Annotated in this window: 2 protein-coding genes; both read left to right on the top strand. The window is 65.7% G+C overall.

Annotation, left to right across the window (positions count from 1 at the left end; genetic code table 11):
- The first annotated feature begins 38 nt into the window (after positions 1-38).
- On the top strand, positions 39-10,244 hold the full coding sequence (locus N4Q37_RS14220; protein WP_260958638.1) for a non-ribosomal peptide synthetase: 10,206 nt from the start codon (positions 39-41) through the stop codon (positions 10,242-10,244).
- On the top strand, positions 10,241-14,077 hold the full coding sequence (locus N4Q37_RS14215; RefSeq protein WP_260958637.1) for a non-ribosomal peptide synthetase: 3,837 nt from the start codon (positions 10,241-10,243) through the stop codon (positions 14,075-14,077). The genes N4Q37_RS14220 and N4Q37_RS14215 overlap by 4 nt, the downstream gene beginning before the upstream one ends.
- Position 14,078: the final 1 nt, after the last annotated feature.

The raw sequence follows: 14,078 nt of genomic DNA, 5'->3' as shown, positions 1-14,078 counted from the left end.
TCTAGGTTTTCCAGACTTTGCTACGGATCAGTTAAAGCATGAACAACATCGAAGACATCTACTCCCTATCGCCCACACAGCATGGCCTGCTGTTCCACAGCGTCTATGAGCCGGATTCGCGGGTGTATTACCAGCAATTGAGCCTGGAAATGAACGGCCCGCTGCAACTGAACGCCTTTCGCGGTGCCTGGCAGGCGCTGATGCGGCGTCACGCCGTGCTGCGCAGTGCGTTTCTCTGGGAGGAACTGGACGATGCCTATCAGGTGGTGCAGCAGGACGTCGACCTGCCCCTGACCGAACTGGACTGGCAGGACCGCGCCACCCCGCAGGCTGCCCTGGAGCAATTGGCCCTGGAACAGCGGGCCCAGCCCCTGGAGCTGAACGAGTCGCCGCTGATGCGCGTCTGCCTGGTGCGCCTGGCCCCCGAACGCTGGCACCTGATCTGGACCTTCCATCACATTCTCATGGACGGCTGGAGCGTCGGCATCGCCGTGCAGGAATGGCTGGCGCTCTACTACGAGCAAGCCCATGGCCGCCCCGCCCACCTGCCACCGACCCGCGCCTACCGCGACTACATCGCCTGGCTGGCGGAACAGGACATGGCGGCCACCGAAGGCTTCTGGCGCGATCAGTTGCAGGACCTGAGCGAACCCACCCCGCTGCCCAACTTTGCCGTGCGCCAGATAGCGCCTTCAGGGGCGCCTTTCGCCGAGCGGGAAAGCCTGCTGGATGACAGCGAAACCGAGCAACTGTCACAGTTCGCCCGTCGCCACGACCTGACCATCAACACCTTGATCCAGGGCGCCTGGGCGTTGCTGCTGGGCCAACACGCCGGGCGTGACGACGTGGTCTATGGCGTCACCGTCGCCGGCCGGCCGGAGAATCTGGCGGCCGTCGACAGCACCGTCGGCCTGTTCATCAATACCCTGCCGCTGCGGGTGCAGTGGGCCGACAGCCCGGCGCTGGTGGACTGGTTGCAGCAGTTACAGCACGCCAACAGCGACCTGCGCCACCACGCTTACCTGCCCCTGGGCAAACTCAAATCGATGACGCGCATTGCCGCCGAACAGGCGCTGTTCGATTCGATTCTGGTGTTCGAAAACTTCCCGGTCACCGATGCGCTGAACCAGGACACCGGCGGCTTGAGCTTCAGCGCCCCGGCCAGCGAACAGCAGGTCGACGGCATCACCCTGACCCAGGGCCGCAACCACTTCCCGCTGTCGCTGATCGTGATGCCGGACAAACAACTGCACTACCTGATCAGCTACGACCGCAGTCGTTTCAGCGATGCCGAGGTGGCAGTGTTGTCCGCGCAACTGCGCTCGATCCTGTTGGCGATGACCGCGCAAGCGCAGTGCCGGGTCAACGAACTCGAGTGGCTGAGTGCGCAAGAACGCCAGCAACTGCTGGTACAGGGTCTCGGCGTACAACTGCCGGTGCCCCAGGACTGCCTGCACCAGCGTTTCGAACAACAGGTGTCCGCGCACCCCGAACAACTGGCGGTACGTGATCGCCAGGTGGCGCTGACCTACTGTGAGCTGGACCAGCAAGCCAACCGCCTCAGCCACTACCTGCGCGCCCAGGGTATCGGCCACGACAGCGTGGTCGCCCTGGCCCTGGAACGCAGCGCCGATTTCGTCATTGCCCTGCTCGCCACCCTCAAGGCCGGCGCGGCGTACCTGCCGCTGGACATCAAGCAACCCGCCGGCCGCCTGGTCGACGTGCTGGTGGACAGCCGCGCCGCGCTGCTGATCGGTGCCGCACCTTCGCCGCTGCTCAAGGGCCTGGCCGAACACACGCCGGCGCTGTGGCTGACGGAACAGGCGCAGGCCATCGCCACCCAACCCGACACGCCACCGGTCGTGGCCCACAGCCCGACCGATGCCGCCTACGTGATCTACACCTCGGGTTCCACCGGTACGCCCAAGGGGGTGGTGGTCGAGCACCAATCCATCGTCGACTACCTGACGGCGGTGCAGGCGGTGCTCAACCCGCCAGCGGCCGCCCGCTACGGCTTGCTGTCGAGCATCGCCGCCGACCTCGGCCATACCCAACTGTTCGGCGCCCTGTGCAGCGGCGCCAGCCTGTTGCTGGTGGATGAAGACAGCGGTTTCAGCCCACTGGCGCTGGCCGAACTCTTCGACCGGCATCCGGTGGATGTGCTGAAAATCACCCCGAGTCATCTCGCCGGCCTGTTGCAGGCGCTGCCCGATGCGCGCCTGCTGCCGCGCTCGCTGCTGGTGTTCGGCGGCGACGCCCTCAGCCCGGCGCTGCTGGAGCAGGTCAATCGCCTGGCACCGGGCTTGAAGGTGTTCAACCACTATGGCCCGAGTGAAGCGACCGTCGGCGCCATTGCCACCGAACTGCCCGCCGGCCTGCGCAGCATTGCCCTCGGCCGACCGCTGCCGAACCGTCAACTGCGGGTGGTCGACGGCAACGGTCGCCTGGCGGCCATCGGCGTGTCCGGTGAACTGCTGATCAGTGGCGCCCTGGCCCGGGGTTACCTGCACCGGGACGACCTCACCGCCGAGCGCTTCCACCTCGATGCCAATGAACAACGCTGGTACCGCACCGGCGACCGCGTACGCTGGCAAGTCGACGGTCAAATCGCGTTCCTTGGCCGCGTCGACAGCCAGGTGAAGATTCGTGGCAACCGCCTGGAGCTGGGCGAAGTCGAGGCGCAGATCAAGCGCCTGTCGCCGCTGATCGAGCAGGCGCTGGTGCGCGTCGTGGAACTGGACGGCAGCCCACGGCTGGTGGCCTGGCTGGTCGCCAGCCAATCGATTTCCCCAGCCAAGCTGCGCAACGACCTCAGCGCCCGCGTGCCGGACTACATGGTGCCAGCGCATTTCATTACCCTCGATGAACTGCCCCTCACCCGTAACGGCAAGGTCGACGTCCAGCGCTTGCCGACACCGCAAAAACCCACCGATGACAGCGCCAGCCACGTCGCCCCGCGCAATGAAGTCGAAACGCTGCTGGCCGACATCTGGCAAGACGTCCTCAAGCTTGAGCGGGTTGGTGTACATGACAATTTCTTCGCCCTTGGCGGTGATTCGATCATCAACTTGCAGATCATCGCCCGCGCCAACCAGCAGGGACTGAAGCTCACGCCCCGGCAGTTGTTCGAGAACCGCACCATCGCCGATATCGCCCGGGTACTGGGTGCCGATGCCAGCCAGGGGACGGCGCAAAGCCTTGTCGATGGCTACGAGTTGCCGCTGGGGGCGGGTCAATTGGCGCGCCTGCAACAAGGACCGCTCGACGCTACCTGGCGCTGCGTAACGCTGACCCAGGCCATCGACAGCGACCTGCTGGGCCAGGCGATCACCGCCTTGCAACAACACCATCAGGCCTTGCGCCTGGCACTCAAAGCGCTGCCGGAAGGTGAATGGCAGCAACAGGTATTGGGCTCGGCCAAGGCGCCGGCGATCAGCCGCGAGCAACTGGCCGTGTGCGACCCGGTGCAGTTGCAGGCGCTGGCCCAGGCCGGTGTCGACGCGCTTGAACTGGACAAAGGCCAGACCCTGCATGCCTGTCTGCTGGACGTGAACGGCAAGCCGTCCCTGTTGCTGGCCGCTCACCCCCTGTGCGTGGACGAGGCGTCCTGGGCACTGCTGCTTGCCGACCTCAACCTGGCGCTGGCGCAACTAACCTATCAACGGCCGGTGCGCCTGTCCTATGCCGGCGGCGATTTCAGCCAGTGGACGCGACACCAGCAGGCGCACGCACAAAGCGACGCCCTGGACGATGCCTGGGAACACTGGCTGCAATACGCCGGCACGGAGCCGTTGCAACTGCCGGAAAGCGAACAGCCCACCAGCGTGGTCGAGCAAGCCCTGCCAGCCACCACCTCCAGCGAACTCAAACGCGTGGCCGAGGTGCTGCAGCTGGACTGGAACCACCTGCTGGCCGCTGCCGTGGTCGAGCAATGCCGTGAGCTCTGCGGCGACGGCCTGATCGCCCTGAGCGTACAAGGCGCCCGTCCCCTCACCGAGCGTTTGCCGGTCGATGCGCCGATTGCCCTGGCCGACCTCGAGCCGGCACGTATTCCAGGGTCGCTGGATCTGGCAGTGCCGTACTTCCTCCAGCCCGAAGGCGACAGCCTGCTGCAACGCTTGCAGGCCCTGGTCGCGCAGATGCGTGCCTACCCGCAACACGGCGTCGACTACGGCGCCCTGCGCTACCTGTCGGACAACACTTACCTGCAAGAACCCCTGCGCGATCTGCCAGCGGCCGCGGTCGCCATTCGCTGGCTGGGCAACCTCGACAGCCATCGCGAAGCACACGGCCTCCTTGCCCGGGTCGAGGCGGCGAACCCAGTGGTGGCCGCAACTTGCCCGCTGACGCTGGATGCCTGGTGGCAGGACGATTGCCTGCACCTGCGCAGCCAGGGCGCCCTCGCCGCCAGTTGGGCACCACGGCTCGAGCAACGCTTGGGCGAACTCGCAGGACTGCTCACCGCAGCCGACCTGCGCCCCGCCAGCCAGGCCTTCCCGCTCTGCCACAAACAAGCGGCGACCCTGGCGGCCGAGCCCCTGGACTGGTCGAACATCGAAGACGTCTACCCGCTGTCGTCGATGCAACAAGGCATGCTCCTGCACACCCTGCTGCAACCCCACAGCGGCATCTACCTGATGCAGCAGCGCTACAGCTGGGACGGCGTATTGCAGCGCCCGGCCATGGAGGCGGCCTGGCAGTTGTTCCTGCAACGGCATCCGATGATGCGCACCGCGTTCTGGTGGCAGGAAGATCACGAGCCGTTGCAATGCGTCTACCGGCAAACCCATCGGGCATTCGACTGGCAGGACCTGCGCCATCTCGACGCAGAGCAACAACGCCTGGCGATGGACCAGGCCCTGGAAGCGCAACGCGTGCAAGGCTTCGACATGGCCGGTGCGCCGCTGACCCACCTGCGGGTGTTCCAGCTCGATGAACGCCGCTTCGCCGTGGTGCGCAGCTTCCACCATATCCTCACCGACGCCTGGTGCTTCGGCCTGCTGATGGAAGACCTGCTGGCGATCTACCAGGCCATCGTCCGCCAGGAGCCTGTGGCCCGTCCGCGCCTGCGCTCATTCCGCGGCTATATGAGCTGGCTGGAGCGCCATGACATGGCCGCCGCCCACGCCTTCTGGCAAACGCAAATGGCCGGCTTCAGCGAGCCGACGCCGCTGCACGTGGACAGCCCCGTGGCCCGTCCGGAGCAGGCACCGGAGCAGGTCGGCGATTTCGACCAGACCCTGAGCATCGCCCAGACCCAGCGCTTGCAGCAGCTCTGCCAGCAATACCAACTCACGCCGAACACCTGGATCCAGGGCGCCTGGGCGTTGTTGCTGTCGCGCTACAGCGGCAATCGCGACGTGCTGTTCGGTGTGACCGTGGCCGGTCGCCCGACCGACCTGGCCGGTGTCGAGGAAATGGTCGGGCTGTTCATCAACAGCCTGCCCCTGCGGGTCGATGTCGACCCGCAAGCGCCGGTCGCCGACTGGCTGCAAGCGCTGCTGTCCCACAACGCACAGCTGCGCGAGCACGAAAGCGCATCGTTGGTGGACATCCAGCGTTGCAGCGAAGTGCCCCGTGGCCAGCAGTTGTTCGACAGCCTGGTGGTGTTCGAAAACGCCCCACTGGACATCAGCAGCGTGCAACTGGACGCCTTCAGCATCGACATCTATGAAGACCGGGTGCACACCAACTTCCCGATGACGGTGGTGCTGTACCCCGGTGACCGCCTGGGCATCCGCCTGTCCTACGACAGCCAGCGCTTCAGCACCGACACCGTGCAGCGCATGCTCGGCCATCTGGTGCAACTGTTGTCGGGCATGCTCGATCAACCGCAAGCGCCACTGGGCAGCCTGCACATGCTCCCCGAAGCGGAGCGCCGGCAGTTGCAGATCGAGTGCAACCGCAGTGCGGTGGACTTCCCGCTGGAGCGCGGCTACGCGGCGCTGTTCGCCGATCAGGTACACCGTCGCCCGCAACACATCGCCGCGGTCTGCCAGGGCCAGTCGCTGACCTACGCCGAACTGGACCGCCGCGCCAACGCCGTCGCCCACGCACTGCAAGAGGCCGGCGCCGGCCCGGAAACCCTGGTGGCGCTGTTTGCCGAGCGCGGCCTGGCCTTGCTGACGATGATGATCGCCACGCTCAAGGTCGGCGCCGCGTTCCAGGCCGTGGATATCCAGCAGCCGGCCGCACGCCTGGGAGAACTGCTGGACCTGGGCGAGGCACCGCTGTTGCTGGTCTGCGAGAACGCGACGGCGGCACTGGACAACGTGCTGCCGCAAATGCGCAAGCAGCCGACCTGCCTGATCGCGCAAGCACTCTGGCAAGGGGTCGAACAGCCGCCGGTTCGTTATACGCACAACGCCGATCAACTGGCTTACGTGATCTTCACCTCGGGCTCCACCGGTACGCCAAAAGGGGTCATGGTCGAACAACGCGGGATGCTCAACAACATCTTCGGCAAAGTCCCGAGCCTGGGCCTTTGCGAGCAGGACCGTATTGCCCAGACGGCTTCGGCGGCGTTCGATATTTGCGTGTGGCAGTTCCTGGCCGCGCCATTGGTCGGCGCCACCGTGCACATCCTTCCCGATGCGCAGGCACATGATCCGGTGGCGCTGCTCGACGCGGTCGAGGACCTGGGGCTGACGCTGCTGGAAACCGTGCCGGCGCTGATTCGCGGCATGCTCCAGGAAAGTCAGGCGCACCACGCCCTAGCGGGCCTGCGCTGGCTCCTGCCGACCGGCGAGGCCCTGCCACCGGCCCTGGCGCGGGACTGGTTCGCGCGCTTCCCGGCGATCCCATTGATGAACGCCTACGGCCCGGCGGAATGCTCTGACGACGTGGCCTTCCACCCGATTACCGAAGCCCCGACCGACGATTGCCTGCACATGCCTATCGGCAAGCCGACCGCCAACAACCAGGTATTCGTGCTGGATTCGGACCTGCGCATGGTGCCCATCGGCGTTCCCGGTGAGTTGTGCATCGGTGGCATCGGCGTGGGTCGCGGTTACCTGCGCGACCCGCAACGCACCCGCGAAGCCTTCGTCCCGCACCCGTTCCAGGCAGATGCGCGCCTGTACCGCAGCGGCGACATCGGCCGGATGCGCGCCGATGGCGTGATCGAATACCTCGGCCGTCGCGACCAGCAAGTGAAGATCCGTGGTCACCGCATCGAACTGGGCGAAATCGAAAACCGCCTCATGCAGCACCCAGCGGTGGACAGCGCGGCAGTGCTGGCGCTGCCCGATGCCCGTGGGGCATTGCAGTTGGTCGCCTGGTACGTACTCGACAACACCGCCGGGCTGGACAGCGAGTCCGCACAACAGGTCTTGAGCGCTTACCTGGGCGCGCAACTGGCGAGCTACATGGTCCCGGCCCGCTGGCTGGCCCTTGAACAATTGCCGCTGAACGCCAACGGCAAGGTCGACCGCCGCGCCCTCGCCGCCCAAGGCGTGCCCCAGGCCGAGACGAGCGATGAGCTGTGCGTGGCACCGCGCACTGCCACCGAAAAAGTCCTGGCGGAACTCTGGCAGGAGATCCTCGGCCTGGACAGCGTCGGCGTGCACGATGACTTCTTCGCCATCGGCGGCCACTCGCTGCTGGCGACCCAGGTGCTGTCGCGGATTCGCCGCCGGCTGAACGTGAACCTGCCGCTGCGCACGCTGTTCGAACGCGGCACCCTGGAACAACTGGCCGCAGCGGTTGATCGCCAGCGCAACGCCCAGGTCGAGTCCGACGGCGACAGCGAAATAGCCCTGGCACCGCGCAACCTGCCGCTGCCGTTGTCCTACGCCCAGCAGCGCTTGTGGTTCCTCGATCGCTTCGAAGGCCCGAGCGCCGCCTACAACATGAGCACGGTGGTGAGACTGCGCGGAGCCCTCGATGTCCCGGCCTTGCAAGCCGCGTTACAGGCTGTGCTGGAGCGCCACGAGTCGCTGCGCACCGCCTTCCACCTCAACGGCGACCAGCCCTGCCAGGTAATCAGCCCGGCACCGCGGGTCGACCTGACGCCGATCGAGTTGAGCCAACGGGTTGGCGAGCAGCAGGCCAACACCCTGCAACGCCTGATCGATGAGCAGGCCGGCACCCCGTTCGACTTGCAGCAGGCGCCGATGCTGCGCGCCCACCTGCTGCGCCTGGGCACCGATGATCATGTGCTGCAACTGGTGCTGCACCACATCGCCACCGACGCCTGGTCCATGGGCATCCTCGTCCAGGAACTGATCATTGGCTATCAGGCCTACAGCCGCGGCTCGACGCCGGTGCTACCGGTGCTGCCGATCCAGTACGCCGACTATGCCCACTGGCAACGCAGCGAGGCGCAGCAACGCTTGCTGGCCCGGGCCATCGACTACTGGCGTCGGCAACTGGACGGCGCACCGACGCTGATCAAACTGCCGCTTGATTACCCGCGTCCGGCGCGTCCCGATTATCAGGGCGCGGCTCTGGAGCAACGCTTCAGCGCGGCCCAGACCCAGGTGCTCAAGGCTTATGCGCAAGAGCAACGGGCGACGCTGTTCATGCTTCTGCTCAACGCCTTCAACAGCCTGATGCAGCGCGCCACCGGGACCAGCGACTTCATCGTCGGCACCGACCTGGCCAACCGCGAACACCCGGCCCTGGAACACCTGATCGGGTTCTTCGTCAACGTGCTGCCGATCCGCGCGCGCCTGACTGAAGGCGAACCTTTCGACGCCCGCCTGCAACGCTTGCGTGAGGATTGCCTGTCGGCCTTCCAGCACCAGCAGGTGCCGTTCGACAAGCTGGTCGAGGAACTGCAACCACCACGTACGCCGGGGGTCAACCCGCTGGTCCAGGTGCTGTTCGTCATGCAGAACACACCGAGCGGCAATGCCAACCTGCCGGACCTTGAGGTGGAACATCTGGTGTCGCGCCAGGAAACCAGCAAGTTCGACCTCGCCGTGTTTGTCGAGGAAGACGAGGAACAAGGCCTGAACGTGCGCTGGGTCTATCGCACCAGCGTGTTGCAGGAACACACCATCCGCCAACTGGAACAGGGCTTTGAAAGCTTGTTGGAGCGAATCACCATGGCAACGGAACAGCCGTTGGACAACTGGTCGTGGCGCCTTGAAGGCCGCCAGGACGCCGCACTCACCCAACCGGACGCACCTGCCGACGACGCCACGGCCCGTAGCGCCCGCAAGATGTCCAAGCTGAGCAAACTCAAGCAGACCCGTGCCACCGCCGTGAGCCAGCTGGCCCACGAACAGGTGCGTACCCGTAGCCTGATCGCCGGGCAGGCCCTGCCGCTGGTGATCGAACCGCTGCTCGGCGACCTCGATCCGGTGCACTGGGCGCTGCAAGCCCGCGAGTGGATCAATGCGCAACTGCGAACCCACGGCGGCCTGTTGTTCCGGGGTTTCAACCTGCCGGATGCCACGGCTTTCGAACAGTTCGCCCAAGCCATCGAACCGGACCTTTACGGGACCTATGGTGACCTGCCGAAGAACACCTCCGGCAAGAACATCTACCACTCCACGCCGTACCCGGAACAGCACATGATTCTCTTCCACAACGAGAGCTCGCACCTGCCGCAATGGCCGCGCAAGCAGTGGTTCTATTGCGAAACGCCGTCGCCCGTTGGCGGCTGCACCCCCATCGTCGATTGCCGCCAGGTGCTGGCACGGCTGCCGGACGACATCGTCGCCCGCCTGAAAACCCAAGGCCTGCTCTACGTGCGCCACTTCACCGACAAATTGGACGTGCGCTGGCAGGACTTTTTCAAGACCGAACAGCGCGAGGAAGTCGAACGCCAATGCCTGGCGTCGGGCATGCGCTGGGAATGGCTGGGGGCCGATAACCTGCGTATCGCCCAGCACTGCCCGGCCATCGTCGAACACCCCGACACTGGCGAGCTGTCGTTCTTCAACCAGGTGCAACTGCACCACACCGCCTGCCTGGAGCCGGAAGTGCGCAGCAACCTGATCAACCTGTTCGGCCCGCAACACCTGCCGCGCAACGTGTACTACGGCGACGGCAGCGTGATCGAGGATGCGGTGATGGACGTGATCGGCACAGCCTACGAAGACTGCGCCGTGCGTTTTACCTGGCAAAAGGGCGACATGGTGATGCTCGACAACATGCTGGTGGCCCATGCCCGGGACCCCTTTGAAGGCGAACGCAAGATCTGTGTCGCCATGGGCCAGATGATGCGCCGTGAACAATTGACGGGACATCTACCCGAAGCGCAGCCACTGAAGGCTTCGGAGGTGCCGGCATGACCGCTTACGAAAAGCGCGAAGAAGCCTTCGCCCTCTCGCCGCAGCAGCGCAGCCAATGGCTGGGCGGGTTGCCGGCGGTGCGGCTGGAGCTGGAGATTCGCGGTGCGTTGGCGCTGGAGCGCCTGCAGCAACGGCTCGCCGCGTTGAGTGCCTGCCATGAGGCCCTGCGCTTGCGGGTGAGGCCGGAGCCGGGGTTGCTGATGCCGTTGCAGGTGGTTGAGTCCGCCGCCGACGCGATCGACATCAAGGTGCAATCGGTGGATACCGATCGGCATCGGGTGACGCTGCAACTGCCAGCCCTGAGCGCGGACCGCGGCACCTTGCTGCGTCTGGCCCAGGCACTGGGTTCGGCGCAGGCGCCGTCGTTCGACGACGAAGCCATGACCTACACCCAGTACAGCGCCTGGCTCTACGAATTGCAGGCCGACGAAGATGCCGAGCATGGCCGGCGCTTCTGGGCAACCCAGGCGCTGGATGAATCGGCCGCCGGTGAATTGCTCTACCGCCAGGTGCGCACCGATCGCACCGACACGCCAGTGACTACCCACCTGATCACCAATCCGCAGTTGGGCATGGCCCTGGACAGTTTTTGCCAGCGTCACGCGGCATCCCCCGAGCAGGTGCTGATGACCGCCTGGGGCGTACTGTTACAGCGCCTGAGTACCGGCGACAGCCCGGCACTGACCCTGAACTGGGTGCACGATTGCCGCGACGACTACGAAGAACTCGCCGACTGCTGGGGCCTGTTCGCCAAGCCCCTGCCCTTGCGCTGGCAGCCGGCCCCCGACAGTTCCTTTGCCCAGGCGCTGGCGAACCTGCAAACGCTGTGCGAACAAGCCAGCGAATGGCAGGAATACTGCGGTGTCAGCAATGCGCAGACAGTCGAAGCTTCACATTACGGCTTCCAATGGGGTGCGAGCCTGCCTGGGCCGCTCGGCGTCCTGGGCAGCAGCGCAGCGACCATTACCGTGCTGGATGCCCAGGCTGTCCCGGCGGGCATGGAACTGCTGCTGGTGGCCGAAACGATCGGCAGCGAAGCGTCCGGCAGCGCCTATCGCCTGAACCTCTCTCACTTGCCGAGCCGCTACAGCGAACAGGCCGCCGCGACGTTGCTGGAGCAATTGCAATCGCTGCTGCTCGATGCACTCGCCAACCCGGGCAAGCCCTTGTCGGAACTGTCGTTGCAAGCGCCGGGCTTCGCGGCGACGCTGGCGGCACTGCATGCCCCGCTCGACGCGCCGCAGGCATTTACCTGCGTACCGGCGCGCTTCAGCGCGTGTGCCGCGCAGTTCCCCGGACACCTGGCCCTGCGCGACCACAATGGGCACTTGAGCTATGCCGAGCTGGACGCACGCAGCAATCAACTGGCGCATTACCTGCATGCCCAGGGTGTCGGTCGCGAAGACCGCGTGGCGTTGTACCTGGACCGTTCGACGCAGATGGTGCTGGCGATGCTCGCCGTGCTCAAGAGTGGCGCGGCGTTCATCCCGCTGGACGTGCAGCAGCCGGCGCAACGCTCCCTGGCAATCCTGCAACAGGCCAAGCCGGTCTTCGTCCTCAGCGGCGCGGCCGGCAGCGCTCCGGCCCTGCCCACTATCGGCAGCCTCGACCTGCGCGATGAAGCGGTTTGGCAGCAAGGACCGACGAGCGCACCAGCCCTCGACATCCAACCCGAGGATGCCGCCTACGTGCTGTTCACCTCGGGCAGCACCGGCACGCCCAAGGGCGTCATTGTCGAGCACGGCCAGCTTGCCAGTTACGTCGCCAGCGTCTCTCGACGCCTGGATCTGGCGGCGGGTGAGCGCAGCGCGGTGGTCACCTCCCTGGCGGCCGACCTGGGCTACACCTTGCTGTTCCCGGCGTTGCTCAGCGGCGGCGAACTGCATCTGCTGGACAAGGAAACCGCCATGGACGCCCGGGCCTGGGCCGCATGGCAGGCGCAGTACCCGATCGATCATCTGAAGATCGTGCCGTCGCTGCTCGACGCCTGGTTGATCCATGCACAAAGCGCTGCGGTCCTGCCACGCAAACAATTGATCCTCGGCGGCGAAAGCTGCTCGCGGCGCCTGCTGCAAAGCATTCGCGACCACGCGCCGACGCTGACGATCTTCAACCATTACGGCCCCACCGAAACCACGGTCGGGGTGGTGATGCACCGAGTCGAGCCGGCGGTGGATTATCGCCGTCTGCCCCTCAGCGACCGTCTCGACGGCATGCGCCTGTACCTGCTCGACCACCAGCAGGCACTGGCTGCGCCCGGACAAAACGCCGAGCTGTATATCGCCGGTCCGCAACTGGCCCGCGGCTATCTGGACGCGCAACAGAGCGCCGATCGCTTTATCGAACTGGCCCAACGACCCGGTGAGCGTCTGTATCGCACCGGCGACATGGCCCGCTATCTCCATGACGGCAGCCTGGAAATCACCGGGCGCGCGGATCGCCAGGTGAAGATCCGGGGTTTCCGCGTGGAGCTCGACGAGATACAGGCGCAACTGACCGGCCTGCCCGGTGTTGCCCAGGCCGCCGTGGAATGCATTCCCCGGGGCGAACTCGGCCAGCAACTGTTCGCCTTCCTGACCCTGGCGCCCGGGCATTCGACCAGCGTCGCCCGGCTGCATGGCCAGGCCCAGGATTGCTTGCCGGACTACATGCTGCCCTCCCTGCGGATTGTCGAAGCATTGCCACTGATGGGTAACGGCAAGCTCGACCGCAAGACCTTGCAGCAATGGGCCGACAAGGTGCTCGACACGGTCGGCAGTGCCTTGCCGCGTACGCCGCTGGAAGCCCTGCTCGCCGACGTCTGGGCGCAAGTGCTGGGCCTGGAGCGGGTGGGCATCGACGATGACTTCTTCGAACTGGGCGGCCACTCCCTGGCGGCGGTGACGCTTGCCAGTCGCCTGCAAACGGCGTTATCGGCACCGGTGACGGTCAATGCGGTGTTCAACGCCCCCAGCGTCTCGGCCTTTGCGGCGCTGGTGCAGGCTGAGCTCAAGCTATCGCCGCTGGTCAGGCTGTCGGCGCTCAACGCCGAGGCGGCCAACCTGTTCTGCTTCCACCCGTCCACCGGCCATGTGCAGGACTACCGCACGCTGCTGGCCCCGCTGCACGCCTGGAATCTCTGGGGGTTGCAGGCAGCCTACCTGGCCGAGGACAGCGCCACGCTGGATGGCGATATCGAGAGCCTCGCCGCGCTCTACGTCGAGCACCTGCGCCAACAGCAACCCCACGGCCCCTATCACCTGCTGGGCTTCTCCCTCGGAGGACTGCTGGCGATTGCCGCTGCCGCGCGCCTGGAAAGTCAGGGCGAGCAAGTCGCCTTCCTCGGTATCGTCGACTCGCAGTACCAGCATCAGGCGCCGGAGGACAGTGTCGAGGCGCTGCTGGAATCGGCTTCCCAGGCGTTGACCCCGGACAGCCAGACGCTGATGCGTCAGCTGCCGCCGCCGGTCATGGCCGCGCTGACCGCACAACTGAGCGCCCAGCCCCCGGCGGCACGCCTGCCGGAACTGGTGCAATGGGCCCGCCAGCAAGGCCTGCAACTCGATGGCGACAGTTGGGAACACCTGCAAACACGGTTGCGCTACCAACAACATACACAGCATTTGCTGGCGACCTTCCAGCCTCCACGGCTAAGCTGCCCGGTCCATGTCTGGTGGGCCGACGACACCCTGGCCCAGGCTGAATTCGTCGACCCGCATTGGGAACGCCTGAGCAGCGCAGCGTTGACCCGCGAAGTCATCCAGGCACAGCACCTGACCATCCTTGAGCAACGCACCTTGCATGAGCAATTGGCCGCGCGTCTTGAGATCTTTGCTACACACGGAGCGGTTTGAA

This window comes from Pseudomonas citri, assembly GCF_025336485.1.
Classification (GTDB): Bacteria; Pseudomonadota; Gammaproteobacteria; order Pseudomonadales; family Pseudomonadaceae; genus Aquipseudomonas; species Aquipseudomonas citri.
Note: the sequence above shows the minus strand (reverse complement) of the source record. Positions and strands in the feature narration are given on the sequence as shown.

What these genes read in the sequence shown, in the direction of transcription:
- N4Q37_RS14220 (WP_260958638.1), top strand. Translation starts at nt 39, where the DNA reads ATGAACAACATCGAAGACATCTACTCCCTATCGCCCACACAGCATGGC.
- N4Q37_RS14215 (WP_260958637.1), top strand. Translation starts at nt 10,241, where the DNA reads ATGACCGCTTACGAAAAGCGCGAAGAAGCCTTCGCCCTCTCGCCGCAG.